The 23402-nt window shown below is 50.2% G+C and carries 25 protein-coding genes, 1 pseudogene and 1 riboswitch; of the genes and pseudogenes, 19 read left to right on the forward strand and 7 right to left on the reverse strand.

From position 1 onward, the window contains the following. Positions 1–12: 12 nt before the first annotated feature. On the reverse strand, positions 13–2115 hold the full coding sequence (locus C1A10_RS06680) for an efflux RND transporter permease subunit (RefSeq protein ID WP_101909509.1): 2103 nt from the start codon (positions 2113–2115) through the stop codon (positions 13–15). A gap of 121 nt (positions 2116–2236) precedes the next feature. Between C1A10_RS06680 and dhaS the strand changes: the two genes are divergently transcribed. Further along, entirely contained in the window at positions 2237–2803 is a 567-nt protein-coding gene (dhaS, locus tag C1A10_RS06685; protein ID WP_101909510.1) for a dihydroxyacetone kinase transcriptional activator DhaS, read from the forward strand. Here dhaS and C1A10_RS06690 read toward each other — a convergent pair. Further along, positions 2800–3750, reverse strand: coding sequence for a hypothetical protein (locus tag C1A10_RS06690; RefSeq protein WP_101909511.1), 951 nt, complete (start codon positions 3748–3750; stop codon positions 2800–2802). The two genes, dhaS and C1A10_RS06690, sit on opposite strands and share 4 nt — an antisense overlap. Before the next feature lie 252 nt (positions 3751–4002). Here C1A10_RS06690 and C1A10_RS06695 point away from each other — a divergent pair, with 252 nt between their 5' ends. Continuing rightward, a complete protein-coding gene (locus C1A10_RS06695) occupies positions 4003–5181 on the forward strand; it encodes an iron-containing alcohol dehydrogenase (protein ID WP_101909512.1) in 1179 nt (392 codons plus the stop codon). A gap of 50 nt (positions 5182–5231) precedes the next feature. Here the strand turns inward: C1A10_RS06695 and yedF are convergent, their stop codons facing one another. Further along, the gene (yedF, locus tag C1A10_RS06700) at positions 5232–5828 is read right to left on the reverse strand and encodes a sulfurtransferase-like selenium metabolism protein YedF (protein ID WP_101909513.1); all 597 of its coding nucleotides are present in this window, start codon (positions 5826–5828) and stop codon (positions 5232–5234) included. Between the two features lie 228 nt (positions 5829–6056). Between yedF and C1A10_RS06705 the strand changes: the two genes are divergently transcribed. The 4 genes from C1A10_RS06705 to yfcE all read left to right on the forward strand — a co-directional run bounded on the left by C1A10_RS06705 (position 6057) and on the right by yfcE (position 8201). Further along, a complete protein-coding gene (locus C1A10_RS06705) occupies positions 6057–6329 on the forward strand; it encodes a putative Se/S carrier protein (protein ID WP_180951024.1) in 273 nt (90 codons plus the stop codon). Between the two features lie 55 nt (positions 6330–6384). Further along, positions 6385–6903, forward strand: a complete 519-nt coding sequence (locus tag C1A10_RS06710; RefSeq protein ID WP_101909515.1) for a transcription repressor NadR — start codon at positions 6385–6387, stop codon at positions 6901–6903. A gap of 106 nt (positions 6904–7009) precedes the next feature. After that, a complete protein-coding gene (locus C1A10_RS06715) occupies positions 7010–7606 on the forward strand; it encodes a hypothetical protein (protein ID WP_242968851.1) in 597 nt (198 codons plus the stop codon). Positions 7607–7652: 46 nt separating this feature from the next. Further along, on the forward strand, positions 7653–8201 hold the full coding sequence (gene yfcE, locus C1A10_RS06720) for a phosphodiesterase (RefSeq protein ID WP_101909516.1): 549 nt from the start codon (positions 7653–7655) through the stop codon (positions 8199–8201). A gap of 71 nt (positions 8202–8272) precedes the next feature. Here the strand turns inward: yfcE and C1A10_RS06725 are convergent, their stop codons facing one another. Together C1A10_RS06725 and C1A10_RS06730 are read right to left on the reverse strand one after the other, a co-directional pair. Continuing rightward, on the reverse strand, positions 8273–9628 hold the full coding sequence (locus C1A10_RS06725) for a uracil-xanthine permease family protein (protein ID WP_101909517.1): 1356 nt from the start codon (positions 9626–9628) through the stop codon (positions 8273–8275). A gap of 209 nt (positions 9629–9837) precedes the next feature. Next, entirely contained in the window at positions 9838–10767 is a 930-nt protein-coding gene (locus C1A10_RS06730; RefSeq protein WP_101909518.1) for a LysR family transcriptional regulator, read from the reverse strand. Positions 10768–10916: 149 nt separating this feature from the next. Here C1A10_RS06730 and C1A10_RS06735 point away from each other — a divergent pair, with 149 nt between their 5' ends. The 13 genes and pseudogenes from C1A10_RS06735 (at position 10917) to C1A10_RS06795 (ending at position 22266) form a co-directional block, all read left to right on the forward strand. Continuing rightward, the gene (locus C1A10_RS06735) at positions 10917–12086 is read left to right on the forward strand and encodes an iron-containing alcohol dehydrogenase (RefSeq protein ID WP_101909519.1); all 1170 of its coding nucleotides are present in this window, start codon (positions 10917–10919) and stop codon (positions 12084–12086) included. 374 nt (positions 12087–12460) lie between these two features. Beyond that, positions 12461–13738, forward strand: coding sequence for a glycosyltransferase family 2 protein (locus tag C1A10_RS06740; RefSeq protein ID WP_180951025.1), 1278 nt, complete (start codon positions 12461–12463; stop codon positions 13736–13738). Between the two features lie 61 nt (positions 13739–13799). Next, a riboswitch (TPP riboswitch) is annotated at positions 13800–13907 on the forward strand. 48 nt (positions 13908–13955) lie between these two features. Further along, positions 13956–15149: a putative hydroxymethylpyrimidine transporter CytX gene (cytX, locus tag C1A10_RS06745; protein WP_242968852.1), complete on the forward strand. Its 1194-nt coding sequence runs from the start codon at positions 13956–13958 to the stop codon at positions 15147–15149. Between the two features lie 180 nt (positions 15150–15329). Further along, positions 15330–16919, forward strand: coding sequence for an N-acyl-D-amino-acid deacylase family protein (locus tag C1A10_RS06750; protein WP_101909522.1), 1590 nt, complete (start codon positions 15330–15332; stop codon positions 16917–16919). A gap of 119 nt (positions 16920–17038) precedes the next feature. Then, positions 17039–17320, forward strand: coding sequence for a YabP/YqfC family sporulation protein (locus tag C1A10_RS06755; protein ID WP_101909523.1), 282 nt, complete (start codon positions 17039–17041; stop codon positions 17318–17320). Positions 17321–17449: 129 nt separating this feature from the next. Then, positions 17450–18007 carry a spore cortex biosynthesis protein YabQ gene (gene yabQ / locus C1A10_RS06760; RefSeq protein ID WP_101909524.1) on the forward strand — a complete coding sequence of 186 codons (558 nt, stop codon included), beginning with the start codon at positions 17450–17452 and terminating at the stop codon, positions 18005–18007. 1 nt (position 18008) lies between these two features. After that, positions 18009–18299: an FtsB family cell division protein gene (locus C1A10_RS06765; RefSeq protein ID WP_101909525.1), complete on the forward strand. Its 291-nt coding sequence runs from the start codon at positions 18009–18011 to the stop codon at positions 18297–18299. Between the two features lie 59 nt (positions 18300–18358). Next, entirely contained in the window at positions 18359–18886 is a 528-nt protein-coding gene (locus C1A10_RS06770; RefSeq protein ID WP_101909526.1) for a S1 RNA-binding domain-containing protein, read from the forward strand. 46 nt (positions 18887–18932) lie between these two features. Next, positions 18933–20087 carry an amidohydrolase gene (locus C1A10_RS06775; RefSeq protein ID WP_101909527.1) on the forward strand — a complete coding sequence of 385 codons (1155 nt, stop codon included), beginning with the start codon at positions 18933–18935 and terminating at the stop codon, positions 20085–20087. 154 nt (positions 20088–20241) lie between these two features. Next, positions 20242–20778 (forward strand): ribosome hibernation-promoting factor, HPF/YfiA family, encoded by a 537-nt coding sequence (hpf, locus tag C1A10_RS06780; RefSeq protein ID WP_101909528.1) that lies wholly within the window; start codon positions 20242–20244, stop codon positions 20776–20778. 123 nt (positions 20779–20901) lie between these two features. Further along, positions 20902–21537, forward strand: a complete 636-nt coding sequence (locus C1A10_RS06785) for a zinc ribbon domain-containing protein (RefSeq protein WP_101909529.1) — start codon at positions 20902–20904, stop codon at positions 21535–21537. A gap of 244 nt (positions 21538–21781) precedes the next feature. Beyond that, positions 21782–21844, forward strand: a pseudogene (locus C1A10_RS18945) (aminomethyltransferase beta-barrel domain-containing protein); the annotation flags it as partial. Further along, positions 21841–22266, forward strand: coding sequence for a hypothetical protein (locus C1A10_RS06795; RefSeq protein WP_101909531.1), 426 nt, complete (start codon positions 21841–21843; stop codon positions 22264–22266). The pseudogene C1A10_RS18945 and the gene C1A10_RS06795, both read left to right, overlap by 4 nt. Positions 22267–22301: 35 nt before the next feature. Here the strand turns inward: C1A10_RS06795 and C1A10_RS06800 are convergent, their stop codons facing one another. Then, positions 22302–22832: a hypothetical protein gene (locus tag C1A10_RS06800; RefSeq protein WP_101909532.1), complete on the reverse strand. Its 531-nt coding sequence runs from the start codon at positions 22830–22832 to the stop codon at positions 22302–22304. Between the two features lie 26 nt (positions 22833–22858). Then, positions 22859–23395 carry a hypothetical protein gene (locus tag C1A10_RS06805; protein WP_101909533.1) on the reverse strand — a complete coding sequence of 179 codons (537 nt, stop codon included), beginning with the start codon at positions 23393–23395 and terminating at the stop codon, positions 22859–22861. Between the last annotated feature and the right edge of the window lie 7 nt (positions 23396–23402).

Below are 23402 nucleotides of genomic sequence, written 5' to 3' on the forward strand. Positions count from 1 at the left end.
CCTCCAGTGTATTCATGCTTTTTTCTCAGGCGCGGCTGCCTGCTTAAAAATCCAGCCCCGCGAAGTTTTCCTGAACAGCTTTTCACATGCCAGCAAAACCGACGGGAGGATGAACATGCTGACGAATGCGCTGATGATGGCGCCGCGGGCCAGCATGGAGCAGATGCTTTTGATGATTTCAATGCGGGAAATCAGGCTGACGCCGATATTCGCGCAGAAGAAAACCAGAGCGCTGGTGACGATGGATTTGTCAGCCACATTGGACGCGATTTTGATTGCGGTGACACGGTCGTACCCATTATTCAGTTCCTCGCGGAAACGCGTGGTCAGCAGGATTGCGTAATCGACGGTTGCGCCGAGTTGGATGCATCCGATGACGATCGGCGATACAAAGGGGATCACGGTTCCAGAAAGGGATGGGATTCCCTGGTTGATGAAAATTGCCAGCTCAATGGCGGAGACAAGCACAACCGGGATTGTAAATGATTGAAAGCAGATGCCAACAATCACCAGAATTGCGACAATGGACAGGATATTCGTGACCTGAATATCCACCGTGGTGATTTCGCTCAAATCCTTGGTCATTGCGCCTTCGCCGGTAATCAGGCCGTTCGGATCGTAGCGCTTTACAATTTCGGTAATTTGATCAATCTGCGCATTTTCTTCCGGCAAGGCGGCTTTATAACGGGAATTGACCATGATCATCTGCAAACCGTCCTTTTTGCAGAGATCCTTCACGTCATCCGGGATGAATTCGTCCGGTACCAGCGGCCCGACAAATTTGTCATATGCCAGCATGCTTTCGATACCGTCGACCTTTTCAATCTCCTTCTCCATCGCGCTTAATTGATAGGGAGGCAGAGAATCGTCCACGATGATAAAATGCGTGGTGGCCATTTTGAACTGTTCCTTCATTTTGTCGGTAGCGACGGTGGAAGGAAGATCAGCCGGAAGGGAACGGTCGATATTGTAGTAAATCTGCGTCCTGCTCTGAATGATCCAGGAGGGAATAAACAGGACCAAAAAGATGAAGACGAAGGATTTTTTATGATTGATAATCCATTCGTTCAGTCTGGAAAAATCCGGTGTAAGTGTGCGATGCCGCCATTTGTGAATCGGTGCGTCAAACTGTAAGACCAGCGCAGGCAGCACAAAAATGACGACCAGGATACCGATGACAATGCCTTTTGCCATCACCAACCCCAAATCGGGGCCGAGTCCAAGGCGCATGGCACAAAGCGCGAGAAAGCCCGCGACGGTGGTCATGGACGAACCGGACAGTGAAACAAACGCGCTCTCGATAGCGCTCGCCATCGCGTCGCGCCTGTCCGCAAATTTGGGCTTTTCCTCGTCGTAACGGTCCACAAGAAAAATCGAATAATCCATGGAAACGCCCAGCTGCAAAATAGCGGCGATCGCTTTCGTGATGTAGGAAACCTGCCCTAAAAACAGGTTGGTCCCGAAGTTATAAGCCACAGCAAAGCCGATCCCCATGATGAATACAAACGGCAGCACATAGGATTCCATCGTCAGCATCATAGCTAAAATGGAAAAGATAATAGCCAAAATCGTGTAGGTTGGCATTTCGCTTTCCACGATATCTTTTGTATCCTTCAAAAAGATGGACACGCCGGCTAAAAAGCACCGTTCGTCGCAAACAGCGCGCACCCGGTCTATTGCCGCCAAAGTTTCATTGGAGGCGCCCGGGCGGTCAAACTGAATAATCATCAGGGTTGAATCCTGATACTGCTCGCTGTAAAAGATGTTTTTGATATCATCCGGCAGAATTTCTTTCGGCACACTGATGTCCATCATGCTGGAAACCCAGAAGGCGTTGCTGACATTTGGAATCTGCTCAATCTCATCCCGCAGCTTTTCCGTATCACGTGCCGGCATGCCCTCCACTACCAGCATGGCGGTAGCGGCGCTTTGAAAGGTATCCTCCAATATGGTCTGCCCCTTTGTAGAATCCAGTGTGTCGGGCAGATAGGACAAAATATCGTAGTTGACTTTTGTGCGTATCGCGCCGTAGATGCTGGGAATCAGCAGCAGCAGGGCAATCGTGACGATTACCGCAGGACTGCGGGTCAATACCCGCGCAATTTTTTTCAACAACTAAAGTACCCCCTTGCGATGTCCTGAAAGCCGCTCTGCCGCGGCCGAAAAAACCATTTGAAAACAGTCTGCGTTTAAGCTATGATAAGAATGGAAAAATTCTGAAAAAAGGGGATCGCATATGGCCGAGGTTTCTCTCACGAAGCGGGTGCTGGCTCAGTCGATTAAGGAACTGATGCAGAACACGCCGCTTTCCAAGATCACAGTGGGCGATATAACCGCGCACTGCGGGGTGAACCGCAATACCTTTTACTACCATTTTAAAGATAAATTTGAACTGGTAAATTGGATTTACTATACGGAAACGCTCGAACAGATGAGCTCCTTTACGGACTACCGGCACTGGGAAGAAGGGCTGCGGAACCTGTGCCTCTATATGCAGCAAAACCGGAAATTCTATATCAACGCATTAAGCACGATGGGACAGAACTCCTTTTCGGATTATCTGGTCGATTTTTATAACAACCTGCTGATCACCTGCATTGAGGAGCTTACCGGCGGGCAGAAGGTGGACGAGCGGGATGTCCGGTTTATTGCGAAATTCTATACCTATGCTTTTGTCGGTATCATAGAGGAATGGGCGAAAGGCGGCATGGAGGAAGACCCGGCAAGGTGGATTTCCCGCGTGAAGGAATTGATTGACGGCAGCATGGCGCGGGAACTGCTGGGCGACCGCAGACTAGATTAGCGGCTGCTCTCCCGCAGGATTGCCTCAAGATCGAATTGGTGCCGCAGGACAGCGTCTTCATGGATGACCTGATATCCGCTGCCCGGGACGATCTGCCCGCCGATTTCCGGCACGTCCCGCTGGAGATCGATCAGCGCGAGCGGGATACGCCGTTTTCCGCTTGTATAGAAAAAGCGCCGTTCGCGCTTACCCGCCGCGTTCAGGGGAGCGGCGCCTGTGTAGACCCCGAACAGGCAGCCGGACGCTGTCATTGCGGAAAGAAAAGCGCGATCATCGAACGGTTTGCGGTCGCGGCACAAGAAGCCATACAGCAGCCGCTGTGCCTTCAGCGGTTCAAAAGGGAAGGCGGCCGTATCGGAAACTTCCGCAATGACGACGATGTTTTTTAATTCCCGGACGGCATGAGAAGTCTGCACGTCCGCGAGAAAAGGCGGAATGACCGCCCAGAACAGGCATTCCTGAAATTCTTTTGCCAGCTTTGCCAGCACTGTGAACTGTTCCCGCGATCGGACGGAAAAAATGTAAGACAAAATGCCGTAATTGCCTCCCTCGCGCAGGACCCCGGAAAGCTGCCCGGCGGAACAGCCGGGGCAGTCAAGCTGAATCATCCAGGGAAGCGGGACTGCCCATTTTGCGGAATAGTTCTGCAAAAGGCCGGAACCGCAGGTGAGGGCGGTGTAACCCAGATTGACTCCCGCGCGCTTTACAATTCCTGTGTCTGTCTCATTCACGGCACGGATTAACAGAGCGCTGTACGGATTTTTAGGGTTGCGCGCAATCTCCTGCAGCTTGCAGAAAAACGCTTTCTGGCGTTCACCGGACGCAAACTGGGCGCCGAGGTCGACGAGGCTGCGGATGCCCCGATTGTGGTCCTTTTTTAGTTTGGGAATTGTGCGCTCCACGGCAGAATCAATGGCCAGCCGCATCAGCCTGCGTTTAAACTCCATTCATCCGCACCTTCTTTCAATTCCTACGGAATTTAGTATAGTAATTTTGGGAAAAATGTGTATAGGCACTTTTGGCTTTTGTTTAAATTTTGGGCAAAAGAAGAAAATTGCCTAAAAGAGCGTCTTCGTAATTAGCGAAGACGCTTGGTTTTTTAGATCGTTCTTTTCTAAAGAGTTGAATCATTCGGGAATCTGCGGTATGATAGCAATATGTAGATAATAGCCTGATTAAAAAACTGGAGGGGTTTCTTCATGCAAAACTTTCTATTTTATTCGCCTACCGAAGTGGTTTTCGGGAAAGACGCGGAACTGCAGACAGTTCAGGAGATTCAGAAATTCGGCGGGCATCGTGTGCTTGTGGTTTACGGCGGCAGCAGCGCGGTAAAAAGCGGGCTGCTGGCAAGGATAGAGGGGAACCTGAAAACAAAAGGGATGGAATATGAGCTGCTGGGCGGTGTCAAACCCAACCCGCTCCTTTCCTTTGCCAGAAAGGGCGTAAAGCAGGCGACTGCGTTCGGCGCTGATTTCATCCTTGCGGTCGGCGGGGGCAGCGTGATAGACACGGCGAAAGGCATAGCGCACGGCGCCGCCAACCCGGACATCGATATCTGGGAATTCTGGTGCGGGCGGGAAATTGAAAAAAGCCTTCCGGTGGGCGCGGTGCTCACGATTTCGGCGGCGGGAAGCGAGACAAGCAATTCCGCTGTTCTGACCAATGAGGAAACCGGAGAAAAGCGGGGACTGCCTTCCGACTTTAACCGGCCCAAGTTTGCGATTATGAATCCGGAGCTTACCTATTCGCTCCCGTCTTTCCAGATCGCCTGCGGAATCACCGATATTATGATGCACACGCTCGACCGCTATTTCACGCCGACCGAGGGGAACCAGCTGACGGACGGAATTGCGGAGGCATTGCTTCGCACTGCCATTGAAAACGGCAGGATTGCCATGAAAAACCACAGCGATTACGACGCCATGAGCGAACTGATGTGGTGCGGAAGCCTGTCCCATAACGGCCTGACCGGGCTGGGGGCGGCTGCCGACTTCGCGCCCCACAAGCTCAGCCATGAACTGAGCGGAAAATTTGATGTGGCGCACGGCGCCGCGCTTTCGGCGGTCTGGGAGGCGTGGGCAACCTATTCCTGGAAAGAAAAACCCGAACGGTTTGTCCGTTACGCCGATAAGGTCTGGGGCATCCAAAAGGAAAAGCCGGAAGACGCGGTGAAAGCCGGCATTGACGCCACGGTTTCGTATTTCCGGTCGCTTGGGATGCCGACCTGTTTTACGGAACTCGGCATCGGCGTGCAAAATAACGAAACACTGCGGGAGCTTGCGGGACGTGTAACGGGCAACGATGCTTATACAGTGGGCAGCTTTAAAGTGATTCATACGGAAGATGCCTACTGCATTTACCAGCTTGCCAATCACTAAAAAATGGGACGCGGAAATGTACATTTCCGCGTCCCATTTTTGCATGTTGATTATAAGGTAATCACTTTGTCCGCCTGCTGCATCCGTTGAGTAATGTCGTACATATTGCTGACGGTGCCGACTTTCAGCTGGTCCGCAATTTTGTAAAAATTCAGGCAGGTGCCGCAGACGAGGATTTCCACGCCCTTGTCGGCAAGAACCTTGAGATGTCCGATAATCTGTTCATCACCGGCCGGAAGTTTTACCCCCCCGTTCATAAATAAAAGGCTCGTTGGGAGCTGGTCGGACTCTGTCATCGTGTAAAAATACATCCGCATCAGGTTTTTTCCCAGTTCGGAATCCCCGTCCCCGATGATCTCTTTCCCAATAAAAACCGCCCACTTCCCGGTGCGGGGCTTCGGTGAAAGCAGCTGCTCCGCTTCCTCGCAGGCAACACATCCGGTTTTGGAAAAAGCCAGCTGGAAACCGCCGGGGACTTCCTGGACAGCGGCGTTGAATCCCTGATTGTCAGCGAGACGGCGCAGATTTTCCACAGCGGTTTGGTTATCGACCTCAATCGTAAATGTACTGATACCGTTATCAATTTCTTTTTTTGCCAAAACGACTGGAATGGGGCAATTTTTCCCCTTAGCATCGATGAAAGTCATGTTAAGTTCCTCACTTTTTCAGATTTTTGCGAGCTCTTATTTTCAGAATAGATTCCTGATCCCGTAAAGTCAACGGCTTGAAGGCATTATAGAAATTATTGATAAAATAGAGAATCCTATTGAAAAACGCCTCTCGACTTTTTTGTCAAAAAAGCCTATACTAAAATTATGTTTAAAAGCCAGTTGGTCAGTAATGACTTTTTCAAGGATTCTTTAGGGGGACAATTGGTGGAATCTCAGTTTTATCTGATGACCTTTGATTCTGTCACGCACAGCATGCAGACAGAAAAGCTCGCGAAGCGGCAGTTCCCGGTCATTGTCATGCCTGCTCCGAGAGAAATTACGCAGAGCTGCGGGCTTGCTCTTAAATTTTTAATATGGGAACCGAAAAAAATTGAGCAGTTTTTTCAGTCACTTTCGGTTCCATGCAGGTTATATAAAATGGGAACTTCCCATGTAGATGGCAAACGTCCGCTGGAATTGGTTGCCGAGGTCCAATAGAAAAACCTGACGGCGCACGGTGGGCTTCCAAGGTCATTTAAGGCGGTGCAATCGATTGAATTCAGGCGAAAGACGGGACAAAATCATCGAAATACTCAGGGGAGGCAGCCAGCCTGTCAGTGCTTCCGCCCTGGCAAAAAAGCTCAATGTCAGCCGGCAGATCATTGTCGGGGACGTTGCGCTCCTGCGCGCCGCCAATGTGCAGATTTCCGCCACACCGCGCGGCTATGTGCTGGAGGAACAAAAGGACAGGCCGGAAACGGTTTATACCATTGCCTGCCGCCACAGCAGGGAAAATCTCGCGGAGGAGCTTTATACCATTGTAGACAATGGCGGGGAGGTGCTGGATGTTATTGTCGAACATCCGGTTTACGGCCAGATTTCCGGCCAGCTCCGCATCTTTTCCCGGTATGACGTGGATATGTTCCTGCAGAAACTGGATAAAAGCAAAGCGCCGCCGCTTTCCATGCTGACCAACGGCGTGCATCTGCATACCATCACCTGCCGGACACCGGAAATTTATCAGCGGATTCTTGCGGCCCTTGAAGAAAGGGATATTTTATTCCACACCTGAAATTGTACAGTTTGCATACGCAATGCTTGACTTTTTCGTTTCGCTGCGATAATATATACACAGGTGTCAAGACACATGTAAATGTTATTGAAGTGAGGGCTGAAAAGTGAAAACAAATCAAAAAATTAAAACAATGGTTATCGCTGCGTTATTATGTGGAATCGGGATTGCAATCCCGATGTTTATGCCGAAGGTTGTACTTGGGCCGATGTCCTTTACGCTGGCAAGCCATGTGCCGGTATTCCTCGCCGTATTTATCTCGCCTCCGGTTGCGGCGGTGGTTTCCGTCATTACCGGATTCGGGTTTTTGATGGCCGGTTTTCCGATTGTAATTGTTCTGCGCGCGTTCAGTCATCTGGGGTTTGCGCTGGTCGGCGCTCTGCTTCTTAAAAAGAGGCCGGAAACGCTTTGCTCGGTTGGCGGGACACTGGGGCTGGGTGCCTTAACCGCCGTCATTCATGCCATATGCGAGGTTTTTGTGGTGACCGCTTTCTTTTTCAGCGGCGCCATGGGGGAAGCTAGCTATCAGCAGGGCTACTGGTATACGGTGTTTTTCATGGTCGGCGTAGGTACTCTGATCCACAGCTCGGTTGATTATTCCATTTCGGTATTTGTCTGGAAGCATGTTCAAAGCGTCATCCATATCCCTGTCTGTGCCCGCGTGAAACCGCTGGCATCCGGTTCTTCCGGCGAAACCTGTTGACGATAAGGCCGCCTTTATCGTAAAATAGGCCATGGAGGTGCGAAAGATGAAACTGATGATCGCTTCGGATATCCATGGTTCCTTATACTATTGTGAAAAGGTCCGGGATATCTACCAAAAGGAAAAGCCGGAAAAGCTGCTGCTGCTCGGAGATCTGCTTTACCATGGTCCGAGAAATGACCTGCCGCGGGATTATAATCCCAAGGGGGTCATCAAACTGCTCAACGAAATGAAACAGGAACTGCTGTGCGTGCGCGGAAACTGCGACGCGGAAGTTGACCAGATGGTGCTGGAATTTCCGATCATGGCAGATTATATGATCCTTTATCTGGAAGGCCATCTGATTTTTGCGACGCATGGGCATATCCACAATAAGGAGCATATGCCGATGCTGAAGAAGGGTGATGTGCTGCTTCATGGGCATACCCATGTGCAGGCGATGGAAGACCTGGACGGGGTCTTTTATCTGAACCCCGGGTCCGTTTCGCTGCCTAAAGAGGGAAATCAGAACAGCTACATGATTTATGAGGACGGCTGTTTCCAGATTAAGAATTTGGACGGGCAGTTAATCAAAAGCTATCAGATGAAATCATGAAAGACCAAAAAAGGGCTGCATATACAGCCCTTTTTTGGTGTCTTATAGGAATGAGGCAGTGGTAAGCAGGTTCAAACCGATTCCAGAATGTTCTTTTCCGGTTTTTCGACTTCCATGTTTTTCGGAAGCACCAGATTGAGCACCAGTGCGACGATAAATACGATCGCGACACAGTTGCTTTGCAGAACCTCTCTGGCCATAGTCGGCAGGATGGAAAAGATGCCGGGCACCTGCGTGAATCCGATGCCGATACCGATGGATAAGGCCACAATGGTGGTGTTGCGCTGGTTGAAGCCGCAGCGGGTAATCATCTGCACGCCGCTTACAACAATGGAACCGAACATCATAATGGTGCAGCCGCCAAGGACCGCGTCGGGCAGGGTGGCGAAAATAGCGCCGATGGGAGGGAACAGGCCCGCCAGAATCATGCAGGCTGCGCCGGTCATGATCGTAAATCGGTTGACAACCTTTGTCATTGCGATCAGGCCGACGTTCTGGCTGAAAGAGGTGATCGGCAGACAGCCAAACAGAGCGGAGAAAGAACTCATATATCCGTCGCAGCCAAGGCCGCCTCTGATTTCTTTTTCCGTAACGTCGCGTCCAAGCCCGGTCACGGTCATGGCGGAGATGTCACCGATGGTTTCCGTCGCGGAAACCAGAAAGATCACAGTAACTGCCAGGATCGCGCTGATATTGAATTCAGGGATAAACGGCAGAAATCTCGGGACTGAAATGAAACTTGCCTGTGTTATAGTGGAAAAATTCACCATTCCCATAAAGGCGGCCGTGATATAGCCGACCGCAAGCCCGAATAAGACCGAAAGTTGTTTCCAGAACGATTTCGCGAAGATATTGAACAGCAGACAGGAAATCAGGGTGATGCTGCCGAGCAGGATATTTTGCGCGGAACCGAAAGCCGGGTTGCCCGAGCCGCCGCCGAAGGACGATGCGCCGACACTCAGCAGGGAAAAGCCAATCGAGGTCACGACGCATGCGGAAACAATCGGAGCGACAAACCGCCTCCAGTATTTTGCGAACATGCCGAGTGTTCCTTCAATGAGGCCGCCCACCAAAGCGGCGCCGATCATAGCGGGAACGCCGTAGGTTGCGGCGACATAGCAGAGGATGGTTACGAAGGTAAAACTGACGCCCATAACAATCGGCAGCCGCGCGCCGATTTTCCAGAGCGGATACAGCTGAACAAGCGTGCCGATCCCCGCGACAAACATTGCGTTTTGAATCAGCATTGCCTTCTGCGCTTCATCCAGACCCGCAGCGCCTGCAACAATAATAATCGGTGCGATATTTGCCACAAACATCGCAAGCACATGCTGCAATCCGAATGGAATCGCTTTTGAGAGAGGAACTCTTCCGTCCAGTTGATAAATATTTTCTACCGTGCAGTTGGCCTGTGTCTTTGTTGACATAACGCACCTCCAAGTTTGATTCCCAATCAGTAAAAAATGGTAATAGGTAATAGGTAATACTAATAACCTATTACCTACATTATAATCAAACAATTAGAGAAATACAATAAAAAATCCTACAAATATTTACGATAATTATTGATGTTTTCCATAAAATAAAAAGCAGAGACTTCCATTATGGAAATCTCTGCTTTTTATATCTTAAAAAACTATAAAACAGGCTCCCGGCTGCACTGTTCCCGAAGGAACGCAAGAAACCGATTTTGAACCTTGTTAAACTGGTGCCCTCTGCGAAAAATTAAGACGTCTTTATTCAGAAGTTTCGAAAGCGGGCATGCCCGGGTTACCATTCCGCAGCGGTCTAAAATCTCTTTCGGCATGGGCGAAACCCACATATAGGACCCGGCAACACGATGCAAAAGGTCAAACTGGCTGCCGCGCTCATAGACATAGATTCTCCGCGCGGGCGATTCCAGCCCCGCGCCGACGGCAATTTCGGAAAATGACAGGGAAGGTACCTGCAAATCGCCGTGCACGATTTCCGTATAGCCTCCGAGCATGTGGTAATTAACTTCCGGCAGCTGTGCAAGCGGATGCTCCTTCGACATCAAAAGCTGCATGGTGAATTCCCGCAGCGGCTCGGCGGTCAGCTTGAGGTCATGCAGATAGGAGACAAAATAGGACTCGTAAATCACCTGATAACGGATAACCCCCAGGTCGGATTCCCCGCAGCTTACGTCATTGGCGGCGGCCATCGAATTTGTTTCCCGATAATGGATATCCATATGTTCTTTCACGTCAAGACGGCTGACAAATTCAGCAAACAGGGAGGAAAGATATGTCGCTCTTGGAACCGACAGGCTGAGTTGAATTGCATGCTGCGTCTTCGGCTGGTAAAGCGATTCCAATTCATCGATCTGGGAAAGAATCGTATTGGCATACGCCAGAAATTCTTCCCCTTTTCTGGTTGTCTCAACACCTTTGGCTGTGCGGCGGAAAATGGTGATCCCAATTTCCTTTTCCAGCTCCTTGATAGCCTTGCTCAGGTTCGGCTGCCCCATATAAAGATTTTGTGCAGCTTTCGTAATCGAACCGCTTTTTTCGACTTCCGAAACATAGCGTAGGTAGGCGAGATTCATGATGCTTTCCTCCATCAATATAAGACATAAGTGATATATAAATTATACATTACCCGACGGCAAATGACAATGATAAAATAATAACAAGCTTAAAAGATCGTATAAAAACAAATCATATAATCAAAATCGAGAATTTGGAGGAATTAGTTATGGCACGCTTTACATTACCGAGAGATATTTATTATGGGCCGGGAGCCATCAACGAGCTGAAAAACCTGAAGGGTCACAAAAAAGCAATGCTGTTGACCGGCGGAAGCTCGATGAAAAAAGCCGGATTCCTTCAGAAAACGGAAGAGGTTCTGAAGAGTGCGGGCATGGAAGTGCAGCTGTTTGAAGGTATTGAGCCGGACCCGTCCATTGAAACCGTTTTCCGCGGCGCGGCTGCGATGAGGGAGTTTCAGCCGGATGTCATTGTTGCCATCGGCGGCGGTTCTCCAATGGATGCCGCGAAAGCCATGTGGGTTTTCTATGAGTATCCGGAAAAAACCTTTGACGATATCAAAGATCCGTTTACCATGCCGAAACTGCGCCAGAAGGCGATTTTCGTCGCGATTCCGTCCACTTCCGGCACCGCTTCGGAAGTGACCGCTTTCTCAGTCATCACCGATTATTCCACCAATATCAAATATCCGCTTGCGGACTTTGAAATTACCCCGGATATTGCGGTACTGGATACCGATATTCCGCTAACCATGCCCAAGACACTGACCGCGCACACCGGTATGGACGCGCTCACTCATGCAATTGAGGCCTATGTGGCAACCGCGCGTTCGGATTTCTCCGACCCGCTTGCCATGAAAGCGATTTCCGATATTTATGACAGTCTGCTGGATTCCTATCACGGTGACGTGGAGGCGCGCGGTAAGATGCATATTGCGCAGTGCCTGGCCGGTATGGCGTTCTCAAACGCATTGCTCGGAATTGCGCACAGCCTTGCCCACAAAACCGGCGCCGTATTTGAAATCCCGCATGGCTGCTGCAACGCGATCCTGCTGCCCGCTGTGATCCAGTATAACTCAAAAGTCTGCATGGAAAGATATGCGCAGATTGCCCGCGCGATCGGCCTGCCCGGCAGCACAGACAAACAGCTGGTCAACTCGCTGGTTGATTCCATCAAGGCGATGAATAAAAAACTCGGAATTGCCCAGACCTATCAGGAAAACGGCGTTTCGGAGGAGCTGTTCAACGCGAATGTGGATAAGATTGCGGAAAACGCGGTAAAAGACCCCTGCACAGGTTCCAATCCCCGCGCGATTGATGTTGAAAATATGAAGAAAGTACTTACCTGCGCCTTCACCGGCGAAGATGTAACTTTCTAAATATAAGGCATTTTCATATTCTCCTTTCTGAAAAGGGACGCTGATGAATTCAGCGTCCCTTTTCACTTGTTTTAAAAAGCGAAACTGAATGGCGCCTGACGGTTCAGGGCATATTTCTGTGAGATTGTTCAGGAAGAATTATGGCTTGGAAATGATTTTTGATCATTTTGATAAATATCGGGGACAGACATAAATCTTTACAAATCCTAGTTGATTTTTATATATCTTAGTGTCAAAATGAAGAAATTAAAATTGCGGGAGGATCAAATAAAAGCCTCCTGTATCAGGGAAAAGATGTCTTGATTTTTTTCCGCAGCACTTCAATTTGAAGACAGCGGACAGGGAAGCTCGTTATATCACCAGGAGGCGATTTTGTGGCAATTCTATTGGATTTAAAACATCTGGCATGGACTTTGAGTTTTCTGTTTACAATTTATATCGCATATTACGCTGTTTTTTCCCTGCTTTCCCTCAAACGCTCAAAAGCGCTGAAAGAATGTGCCCCGCAAAACAGGTTCGCGATTGTCATTGCCGCGCGGAATGAGGCGTGCGTCATTGGAAATCTGGTGGAGAGCCTGATGGTGCAGAATTATCCCAAAGAACTCTACGACGTTTATGTTGTGCCGAATAACTGCACCGACAACACCGGGGCGGCGGCCAGGGAAGCGGGAGCCCTTCTGCTGGAATGCCGCGTACCGGTAAAATCCAAAGGCCAGGTACTGAACGATGCCTTTGACCAGCTTTTGTCCGGAGGCGGCTATGATGCATTCTGTGTTTTTGACGCCGACAACCTGGTGCATCAAGATTTCCTTAAATCCATGAATAATGCCCTTTGCGCCGGTGCCAGGGTAGGACAAGCGTACCGCGACAGCAAAAACCCTTATGATTCCGTCGTATCCGGGTGCTATTCCGTCTATTACTGGATGATCAATCGTCTGATTAACCATACGCGAAGTGTGGTTGGCCTTTCGGCCATCATCAACGGCAGCGGGTTTATGGTGCGTGCGGATCTGCTTCAGGAGATGGGGGGCTGGCATACCTTTACCATGACAGAAGATATCGAATTTACGACCCAGTGTCTGCTCCGCGGCGAAAAAGTCATGTGGGTGCCCGACGCCCGGATTTATGATGAACAGCCTGTAACGTTCGCCCAATCCTGGAAGCAGCGCAAGCGCTGGTCCACCGGTCTGCTTCAGGGCTTTGAACTATATTTTACCAAGCTGGTGAAAGCAGTCTTCGTGGAGAAAAAAGTGAACTGCATTGACCAGATGGTCTTTTTGTTGGCCCCATGTATGCAGGTTATTTATATTGCATCCCTTGCGGTAGGGCTTCTGTTGGATTTGTGCTACGTCAAATATGATCTGTTTCCGGAGAAAGTGCTTTACTATAAGATGTTTGTTTCGCTTAATGTTTCTTATCTTACGACACTGGCTTTGTCGGTCTATACGATCATCATGGAACGTAAGAGCAGCCTTCGGATACTCGGCGGCGCGGCGGCTTATTGGCTGTTTATTGTAAGCTGGATTCCGATCAATATCATCTGTCTTTTTAGGAAAACGACAACATGGGATGAAATCAAGCATACCAGAAATGTTTCAATCGATGAAATCAGCGGCGGCCGTAAGCAGCCGTCCTTTTTAAAGATCACCTGACGGTTCTCAGAACTTTGCTGCATATTGACAGATTTTAAGGGGACTGTTATACTAATTTACAGTTGAATAGCTGGGGAGCTTGTATCGCAGGCTGAGAGGAAGTGCTCAAACTTCGACCCTGATACCTGATTTGGATAATGCCAACGTAGGAAAAAACAGACGCCTTTGCGGGATATGCCTACGTGCATATCCCGCTTTTTATGTGAAGGAGACAAAAATGATGAACAGTTCAGAAAAAACATCCAGTATCAGTCAGGGATTTTTGTGGTTTGGGGCGGCTGTCTCGATTGCGGAAATCCTGACCGGCGCTTTGCTTGCCCCGCTGGGCTTCACATGGGCGCTGCTGGCAATCCTGATTGGCCATGCAATTGGAGGAATCATCTTCTATTTTGCCGGGTATATCGGTGCGAAAAGCGGTTTGTCCGCGATTGAAACCACACGGATTTCCTTTGGAAAATACGGTTCCTTCTGGTTTTCCATTCTCAATGTGGTGCAGCTTTTGGGATGGACGGCGGTTATGATCATCAACGGGGCAAAAGCGCTGAACGCCGCCACTCCGACGATACAGAATGAACCATTATGGTGCGTGGTGATCGGAGGCCTGATCTGCGTCTGGATTCTGGTTGGAATCAAAAATCTGGCAAAGGTGAACGTGATTGTTGTTTCAGCTCTGTTTATGTTTACGCTGGTACTTGGCGTTGTTGTATTCCGCGGCATGTCAAGCGGGCAGGCCGCGGTATCCGACGCACTGAGCTTTGGCGCGGCAGTCGAATTAAGTGTGACCATGCCGCTTTCCTGGCTGCCGCTGATTTCCGATTATACCCGCACCGTAAAAAATGCAAAGGCGGGTTCCGCCGTGAGCGCGGCAGGCTACACCGTCGGAAGCTGCATGATGTATGTCATTGGGCTGGGTGCCGCAGTATATACCGGGTCGGACGACATCGCCTCTATTCTGGTAACTGCGGGCCTCGGATTGATCGCACTGTTGATTGTGATTTTTTCCACCGTTACGACGACTTTTCTGGATGCGTGGTCGGGCGGTGTCAGCCTTGTCAATCTAAACCACAAAATCAATGAAAAAGTCGCCGCGCTTGCGGTCTGCATAGTCGGCACCGGAATGGCGGTTCTGATTCCCACGAGCCAGTATGAGAATTTTCTCTATCTGATCGGCTCTGTCTTTGCGCCGCTGTTTGCTGTGCTGATCACAGATTATTTTCTCCTCGGAATCAAAAACGCAGATGACAGCAAGGTGCTGAATGTCAAAAACATGGTGATCTGGGCTTTGGGTTTTGCGTTTTACCGTGTGATGCTGAATGTGGATACCCCTGTGGGCGTCACGCTCCCGACAATGCTGTTCGTATCGCTCCTCTGCCTTTTGGCAGCAAAACTGACAAAAAAACAGCGTTCTTAACTGCACACTGTTTTCGTTTGGAAAAACGCCCGGAATCCCGGGCGTTTTTTTATGCAATCGCTTTTGCTGCGACGATGGCGATTTGTGCAGTTTTGCTCTTGAAGCCGTCTGTCTGCGTGATACAATAGATATGAAACTATTTTAGTGCTGATTATTTATTTTTAGATTGGTGGCATAAAGATGTATGATCTTGTTATCCGGGACGGAACGGTCATAGACGGCAGCGGCGCACCGGGAATCCGTGCCGATCTGGCAATCAAAAACGGAAAAATCGCTCAGATTTCGCGACAGATTTCCGAATCCGCGCAGCAGGCGATTGACGCCGGCGGACGATATGTTACGCCGGGATTTATCGATATCCATCGCCACGCGGACATCAACTTGTTTCTGCCGTCCTTTGGGGAAGCGGAGCTGCGGCAGGGCCTTACGACGATCGTCAATGGGAACTGCGGATTGAGCGTGGTGCCCTGTCCGCCGGCACATCGGGCGGAAATTTTCCGGTTTTTGCAGCCGGTTATCGGGGAAGCGGCCTTGCCGGCTGACTTTTCCACGATGGGGGAATATCTTTCGCTGGCAGAACAGATGCCGCTGCCGCTGAATGTCGGAATGGATATCGGCAACGGCACCGTGCGCGCGGCGGTAAAGGGCTACCAGACCGGCCGCCTCACGCGGGAAGAGCTGGCCGCTGCTCGGAGGTTCCTGCACGACTCGCTGGAGGCGGGCGCGCTCGGTGTTTCGCTTGGCATCGTGTATGCACCGGAAAACTGTTATGATGCGGACGGTTTTGTGGAAGTCCTCCGGCCCATGAAGGAGTTCGGCGTTCCGCTTGTCACCCATATCCGTGGAGAGGGCGATTTGTTTCACCAATCGCTTTATGAAGTGATAGACATTGCGCGGCGGCTGGAGGTTCCGCTTCATGTCAGCCATCTGAAGTGCATCGGGAAGCGAAACTGGGGGCATGGCGTAAAAAAAGCGCTGGAGATTCTTGCAAAGGCCCGTGCCTCCGGCATGGACGTTTCCTACGATGTTTACCCCTATACCGCCGGTTCCACGCAGCTGATTCAGATTCTGCCGCCCGACTATCTGGAAGGCGGCGTGGAAGAGATGGTCAGACGCCTGAAGGACCCCGCCAAGCGGCGGGAACTGGCCGAAATACTGAGACAGCCACAGGATTATTTTGAGAATCTGGTTTCCTCCATCGGCTGGGGAAATATCCGTATGAGCACCCTGACGTTGCCGGAAAATCAGAAATATGTTGGGAAATCCGTTTCTGAAATCGCGGCGACGCAGGGAAAAGACCCCTGCGAATGTGTCTGCGACATGCTCGCGGACGAACAATGCAAGATCTCGATGGTGGATTTTATCACCTCCGAGGACGATATCTGCACGATCCTGCGCGACCCTTACAGTTCGGTGATTTCCGACTCGGTCTATCCGACCGGCGGCGTTCCCCACCCCCGGCTTTACGACACCTTTCCGCGCATTCTGCAAACCTATGTGCGGGAGCGCGGGGTGCTCACACTCGAGCAGGCGATTCACAAAATGACGGCTTTGCCAGCTTGCGTATACCATCTGAAAAAAGGGTTGCTTCAGGAAGGCGCAGATGCCGATGTGAATGTCTTTGCGCTGGAGAATATCCAAACAGATGCAACCTATGAAGACCCGAAGCGTTTTGCGACGGGATTCGATTACGTCCTTGTCAATGGAGAAATTGCGGTCAACCACGACAGAATGACGCACAAGCCCGCCGGAAAGGTGCTCCGCAGATAAAGAAAAACCATGCCGTTCTCATAACGGCATGGTTTTGTACTGTATGCATTCAATTCCGTGACATAGCGGCCGGCGCATCCGCATAGACATAGAACGAGAAGAATAGGAGGTCGAATACGATGGTTGAAGAAAAGAAAAAAGCAATGCCGCATAACGTCATACTTGAAGACCGTAAACGCCTGTCTGTATCCGGCGTTACCGATATTGACAGCTTTGATGAGCAGACGGTGGCGCTGTTCTGTGATTCCGGGGAACTGGTGATTCACGGCCAGGGGCTCCATATTAACCGGATTGACGTGGATACAGGGGAACTGAATCTGGAAGGGGAAAGCATCGACGGCCTTTCTTATACCGATAACCATCCGATGCACGGAGGATTTTTCAGTAAGCTGTTCCGCTGACAGGCCTCATCCATATACCGTTCTGTCTATAGCGGGCAGGAAGAATCGGCCGCCTGCATACTGCGGCCGGTTTTGTTATGCGGGTCATTTTGATAAGCCGGATTTCAGCGAATAAGGAGGGTATTGCTTTTGGAGATCTCAGTGGCGGAACAGACATGGATGTTTCTGGCGTCTGTCGCCCTTGGAGCGGCGCTCGGCGTCTGTTACGACGTGTTCCGTATCCTGAGAATTGCAATTCCGCATCGGACTGTGGCGGTAGTGGCGGAAGATATTCTGTTTTTTGCGCTCTGCGCGGCCGCAACCTTTTGCTTTTTGCTTGCTGCCGGTGACGGGCAGCTGCGTGCGTTCATAATAATCGGGGAAGCGGTCGGGGGGATCCTGTATTATTGTACAATCGGCGTGCTGATAATTGGCATAGCCAGATGGATCATCGCGGCAATCAAATGGGTTTTTCATATGATTTGGAAAATTTTTATCCGGCCAGTCTGGAGCATGGCAAAGAAAATAGCGGGATTCTTTAGGAAAAAGCTGGGAAATACAGCAAATTGTATAAAAAGCAAGGTGAAAAATTCAAATTCACACTTGAAAAACCACAGCCAGATATTGTATAATCTAAAGAGTAATATTATGCGGACCAAAAAGAAAACCGGAGACGGCAACAGCCGTAAAAAGCGGAGCGAAAAGTGATATGAAAAATGTCAGGACGGGGAAAAAAAGTCTGTTGATGCGGCTTTGCCTGTTAGGCTTTGCCGCATATATTGCTGTGTCTCTTGTGACGCTTCAGATGGAGATTAATTCCAAGCGTTCACAGCTTGCCGATGTGTCTGAAAAATGTGAGGAACAGCGGTTGGCCAATAAAGAAATTGAGCGGCTGATCAGCTTGGGAAATGATAAATCCTACCTTGCCCGCATCGCTCGGGAAAAGCTGAATATGGGACTGCCTGAAGAGCATGTTTATAAGGATGCTTCGGGTTCATAAAACCCGGCAGATATAGAGTTAAAAAGCTAAAGGATTTGAAGGAGGCAGCGTAATAGATTATGCAGCTTGAGGTAGGGAGTATTTTAGAGGGCAAGGTAACCGGCATCACAAAATTTGGGGCGTTCATTGAGCTGCCAGGCGGCAAAACCGGAATGGTGCATATTTCGGAGGTGGCTTCGTCCTATGTGAAAGAAATATCCGATCATCTGACCCTGAATCAGACGGTAAAGGTCAAAGTGATTGGCATTACGCCTGAAGGAAAGGTAAGCCTGTCGATGAAACAGGCGGCACCGGCTCCTGCCGCTACGCAACAGCAGTATTCTCCGCGTCCGGCCGGCGGCGCTCCGCGCCCGTTTACTGCAGCAGGCGGACAAGGGGTTCCTCCCCGCAGGCCGCAGGCTTCCCGCAGACCTGTCCGCGAAGTCAGCTATGGCTTTGAACGCAGGCAGCCGATCAGCAGTGAAAACATGTCTTTTGAGGATATGATGAGCAAGTTCAAACAGGCCAGCGACGATAAGATATCCGACCTAAAGAAATATACAGATGTTAAGCGCGGCACATCGAGAAACCGCAATACACCGAAATAATTCGAAAGGGCGCTGAGGCGCCCTTTTTTTATACGAGGAGAACCAAATGGTCATTTATAACGCAAGGGTACGCACGATGTGCGGTATGGATTTTGAAAATGGATATATTCAAATGGAAAATGGGAAAATTAGTTCGGTTGGCGATATGTCGGACTGCCCCGCTTCAGAGGAACGGTTTGACGCCTGCCGTGCGGTAGCGCTGCCTGGCCTGATTGATGCGCACTGCCATATCGGTATGTGGGAAGATGGGATGGGTTTTGAGGGGGACGACGGCAATGAGGATACCGACCCCTGCACGCCGCATTTACGGGGCATGGATGGCATCAATCCACTCGACCGATCCTTTTCCGAAGCGCTTGACTATGGCATCACCACGGTGGTGACGGGGCCCGGAAGCGCAAATCCGATTGCGGGACAGATGTGCGCAATGAAAACTTATGGGTGCAGGATTGACAAAATGCTGATTAAGGAGCCGCTTGCCATCAAATTTGCGCTGGGTGAAAATCCGAAAAACAGCTACCACGAAAAAGAGCAGGGCCCTGCGACCCGCATGGCGATTGCCGCGATTATCCGCGAGCAGCTTGCGAAAGCCAGACAATATGCAAAACAGCGTGCGGAAGCAGCGGAAGACGAGGAACTTGATGAGCCGGATTTTGATGCCAAATGCGAGGCGCTGCTGCCTTTGCTTGACCATCGTATTAAAGCGCATATTCATGCGCACCGGGCGGATGATATTTTTACGGCAATCCGAATTGCAAAGGAATTCGACTTTGAGTATGTCATTGTGCATGGAACGGAAGGGCACCTTGTGGCGGAAGAACTGGCGGAAGAGGGGGCAAGCGTGCTGACGGGGCCGCTGATCGGATCACGTTCCAAGCCCGAGCTTGTCAACGCCAGCGTTGCGGGGGTGGGAATTTTGGACCGGGCGGGGGTGCGCGTCGCGATCACAACGGATCATCCTGAAGTGCCAAGCCGCTTTTTGCTGATGAGCGCGCAGCTTGCCGTGCAGGAGGGGCTTGCGCCGGATGCGGCCCTGCGGGCGATCACTTCCCAGGCTGCCGCGATTGTCGGTATAGAAGACCGTGTGGGAGCGCTGAAAGCCGGGCTTGACGCGGATGTGGCGCTGTTTTCCACGGACCCCATTCAGGAGCGCGGTAAACCAATCGCCGTCTTTGTGGGCGGAAAACAGGTAAGAGGTTAAACTTTACAAATCATTTTGAAAACCTTTGAATATCTCTTGTAAATTCAGACAATATGATGTATAATAATGACGTAAAATCTAGATGATCTGTTAAAAACAGCGACAACTGTACAAACAGCTGTTCTGTTTTAGATAAAGCAAAGGGGTTGAACGTATGAACATTACCATTACTGCAAGAAAGACTTCAGTCCGTGATTCTTTTAAAGAAAGAATTGACCGGAAGCTTTCAAAGCTGGACCGCTTTTTTGATGAGGGTGCAAGCGCAACTGTCACGGTAACCAACGAGGGCGACCGCGATACAGTGGAGGTAACGATTCAGTCGCGGGGCATGTATTACCGCGCGGAAAAAACAACTTCCGACCGGTTTGATTCTTTGGAAGCAGTTGTTGATAATCTGTTCCGTCAGATCGTGAAAAACAAAAACAAGCTTGGGAAACGCCTGAGAGATACAGCGTTCGCTCCCGCCAATCTGGAGGCCGGTGAGGAACAGGAACATCAGACCGGGGAATATGACATTGAGCGTGTCAAGCGGTTTGTAATGCGTCCGATGGATGTAAACGAGGCGATTCTTCAGATGAATCTGCTCGAACATGAGTTCTTTATTTTCCTGAATGCCGAGACAAATGAAACCAATGTGGTCTATAAACGGCATAACGGCACTTACGGCGTTCTGGAACCCACAGTGGGCTGACGGCTAAAAACAACATGAAATTGCGGCGAAAGCGGATTCATTCCGCTTTCGCATTTTTTGACCTTGTATGCACGTCCTGTTTATGGTAAGATAAAGAAAAAAGCAGACTTTGGAGGTGGAGGAATGTTTTGCACGGAATGCGGAAAGCCTGTAAAAAATGACTATAAGTTCTGCCCGCATTGCGGAGCCCCCCGCGACAAGGACCTCATGGAGAATCCGGGGGAAGAAACATTTCCCCGCGCTTCCGAAACGTGGGCGGTGGAAGAATCTCCGGCTGATCACGCCGATGCTGCGGATGATCTGTATTCTGAAACTGCGCGTACGCAGGATCCGGAGGCCGAAGAGCCGTCCGAGCCGGAAGTGGAGAGCCGCGATTGGTCCGCTTCCCGGTTTGAGATAAGCGAAGAGGACGACCTGGACCCGCCGCTTTCTTTCAGCTATGAAGAGGAACCGCCCCGCCGGTCCGCGCAAAATCCACCCTATTTTATATATCATCCTGATCCGGACAGGCATAAGGTCAAGACAGGGCCGAGAGAAAAGCCGGATAGGTTGGATCTCCACGCGGATGAATCTGCAAAGAGATCCCCCATCGCATTTTCACCGGCCGTAAGCAGGGGGCCGTCATGGGGAATCAAGGTGCTTGTCATTCTTGCCATGGTTGCGCTTGCACTGGTCGCTTCCGTATTTGGATATCAGTATCTGTTTGCTTCCAAACCGTTTGAACCGGGCTGGTTTTTTGGCCTGCATTTTGTTTTATAGACCGTAAGTATGTGATCTGGCCCGTAAATTCTGTATTTCATTACAATCTGTATGATAAGGCTGAAACACATGTCGGAACATATCTGGAGTTCGGAGGGGGGCTTCCAGTGGAGGCAGCCGAAAGGGTAGAGCGATGTGTGCGGAATGAAACAGGTGAAGTGCGCAAAAAGCGGCTTCGCCTGTTCCATTTTTACCGGAAAAGGGTGATGCGCTTGAAAAAACTGTTGGCTGCCATAAGCGGCAGCGTGGGCAGGCCGTCGCTTTTTATGATGGAAAAGAAATTTTGGGAGGTGCCGTTATTTTATGACACTTGCAATACCGATTTTGATTATCATTGCGTCAAATGTGCTGTATAATTTATTTACCAAAAGCATGCCTGCCGATGCAAATCCTTTCGCAGCGCTTGTGGTGACCTATCTGAGCGCTGCTGCTGTTGCGTTTTTACTGCTGCTGGGCAGTAACCATGGGAAATCGCTTGGCAGTTCCTTCGGCTCTGTGAACTGGACAAGCGTCGCGCTTGGATTTGCCATTGTGTGGCTGGAATTCGGCTATATCAGGGCGTATCGGGTTGGCTGGAATATCAGCACCTGTTCTCTTGTGGCAAACATTGCTTTGGCAGTGATTTTGCTGATCATCGGCGTTCTGGCCTATCGTGAACGCCTTGCGGCCACACAGATATTCGGAATGGTACTCTGCGTAGCCGGTTTATTTTTCATCAATAAACATTAAAACAAGGCTCTGCGCAAAGCGCAGAGCCTTGTTGACTATTTGACCGTTATTTCAAGCGGACACGTCAGTGTATCAACCAGATCAAGTGTACCGGCATCCACCGCGTTCAAATAAGCGGTTGCCCTGTATTCACCGGAGGGAAGCTGCTTTTGCAGGTCAATGGAGCTGATGTACTGGTTCGGGGCAATATATTGGGATCGATATACAGTGCCGTCTGTTCCGTCTACTGTGATTTCCAGAACCATCAGGTAACGATTAAAGGAAGGGTTCTGAACCTTGATATCCCCGCCGGAACCATTCGACTGGAATACGGGGGTGGGATTGATACGGTAGCTGAACATCCCCTCTCCCGGTGACTTTTCATCCTTCGGAACCCCGGGCAGTCTGCCGTTCTTCGCGTCCGGGTCCAGATTTTCGACCTGAAACTGTTTCTGGATCAGATTGCCGGATGCGGTGCTGTGAAAGAAGTAAAAATAATAGATGGCTGCCGCAAGGATTCCCGCAAGCAGAACAGAGAAAAGTACAATCGGAACAATGTGCACACGTCTTTTTTGTCGAAGCACCAAACCAAAGGCACCCGCTTTCAGTAAAATTAAGGAATTTTCCGCAAAATACGGGGACGGAACCAATGAATATAAATAAAAAGCACCTTGCTCAAAAGATAATCATACATGAAAAACGTGTAGTTTGCCAGGCCGATCGCAACGTAAGAGGTATATTTCCCCAGAGAGCCCCAGTCGGACAGCAGGTCAGGAATGCCGAGCAGGTAGATTGTCGCGTAGTAGAACGCAACGATGACCACGTTGAAAAGCGCCAGCTTCAAAAGATATACAAAAGGCTTGGGAATGCGCTCCAGTTTGGGCTTGATCATAGGATAATACCCGAGCAGCATGATAAATAAAAGCACAGACTCCCGGTCAGGCACAATAAACAGGGAGAGCACGGAGGTTGCTACAAATACCAGCAGCGCGGTCGCTCCGCCGATTTCGGTGGCAACCGCAATCAGGACGATGCCCGCCATCCCGGGAAACACATAGGTGGAAAACGGAATCAGTCCTGTCATAAACATCAGCAGGACGCAAAGCGCGGAAGACAGCCCTCCAATTGCCACCTGTGTACTTTTCTTCATATAAACG

The sequence above is a fragment of the Marasmitruncus massiliensis genome (genome assembly GCF_900186535.1).
Classification (GTDB): domain Bacteria; phylum Bacillota; class Clostridia; order Oscillospirales; family Ruminococcaceae; genus Anaerotruncus; species Anaerotruncus massiliensis_A.

What these genes read in the sequence shown, in the direction of transcription:
- yfcE (WP_101909516.1), top strand. Translation starts at nt 7,653, where the DNA reads ATGAAACTGATGATCGCTTCGGATATCCATGGTTCCTTATACTATTGT.
- C1A10_RS06795 (WP_101909531.1), top strand. Translation starts at nt 21,841, where the DNA reads ATGACACTTGCAATACCGATTTTGATTATCATTGCGTCAAATGTGCTG.
- C1A10_RS06750 (WP_101909522.1), top strand. Translation starts at nt 15,330, where the DNA reads ATGTATGATCTTGTTATCCGGGACGGAACGGTCATAGACGGCAGCGGC.
- C1A10_RS06695 (WP_101909512.1), top strand. Translation starts at nt 4,003, where the DNA reads ATGCAAAACTTTCTATTTTATTCGCCTACCGAAGTGGTTTTCGGGAAA.
- C1A10_RS06755 (WP_101909523.1), top strand. Translation starts at nt 17,039, where the DNA reads ATGGTTGAAGAAAAGAAAAAAGCAATGCCGCATAACGTCATACTTGAA.
- hpf (WP_101909528.1), top strand. Translation starts at nt 20,242, where the DNA reads ATGAACATTACCATTACTGCAAGAAAGACTTCAGTCCGTGATTCTTTT.
- C1A10_RS06730 (WP_101909518.1), bottom strand. Translation starts at nt 10,767, where the DNA reads ATGAATCTCGCCTACCTACGCTATGTTTCGGAAGTCGAAAAAAGCGGT.
- C1A10_RS06770 (WP_101909526.1), top strand. Translation starts at nt 18,359, where the DNA reads ATGCAGCTTGAGGTAGGGAGTATTTTAGAGGGCAAGGTAACCGGCATC.
- C1A10_RS06785 (WP_101909529.1), top strand. Translation starts at nt 20,902, where the DNA reads ATGTTTTGCACGGAATGCGGAAAGCCTGTAAAAAATGACTATAAGTTC.
- cytX (WP_242968852.1), top strand. Translation starts at nt 13,956, where the DNA reads ATGATGAACAGTTCAGAAAAAACATCCAGTATCAGTCAGGGATTTTTG.
- C1A10_RS06735 (WP_101909519.1), top strand. Translation starts at nt 10,917, where the DNA reads ATGGCACGCTTTACATTACCGAGAGATATTTATTATGGGCCGGGAGCC.
- C1A10_RS06775 (WP_101909527.1), top strand. Translation starts at nt 18,933, where the DNA reads ATGGTCATTTATAACGCAAGGGTACGCACGATGTGCGGTATGGATTTT.
- dhaS (WP_101909510.1), top strand. Translation starts at nt 2,237, where the DNA reads ATGGCCGAGGTTTCTCTCACGAAGCGGGTGCTGGCTCAGTCGATTAAG.
- C1A10_RS06725 (WP_101909517.1), bottom strand. Translation starts at nt 9,628, where the DNA reads ATGTCAACAAAGACACAGGCCAACTGCACGGTAGAAAATATTTATCAA.
- C1A10_RS06765 (WP_101909525.1), top strand. Translation starts at nt 18,009, where the DNA reads ATGAAAAATGTCAGGACGGGGAAAAAAAGTCTGTTGATGCGGCTTTGC.
- yedF (WP_101909513.1), bottom strand. Translation starts at nt 5,828, where the DNA reads ATGACTTTCATCGATGCTAAGGGGAAAAATTGCCCCATTCCAGTCGTT.
- C1A10_RS06690 (WP_101909511.1), bottom strand. Translation starts at nt 3,750, where the DNA reads ATGGAGTTTAAACGCAGGCTGATGCGGCTGGCCATTGATTCTGCCGTG.
- C1A10_RS06805 (WP_101909533.1), bottom strand. Translation starts at nt 23,395, where the DNA reads ATGAAGAAAAGTACACAGGTGGCAATTGGAGGGCTGTCTTCCGCGCTT.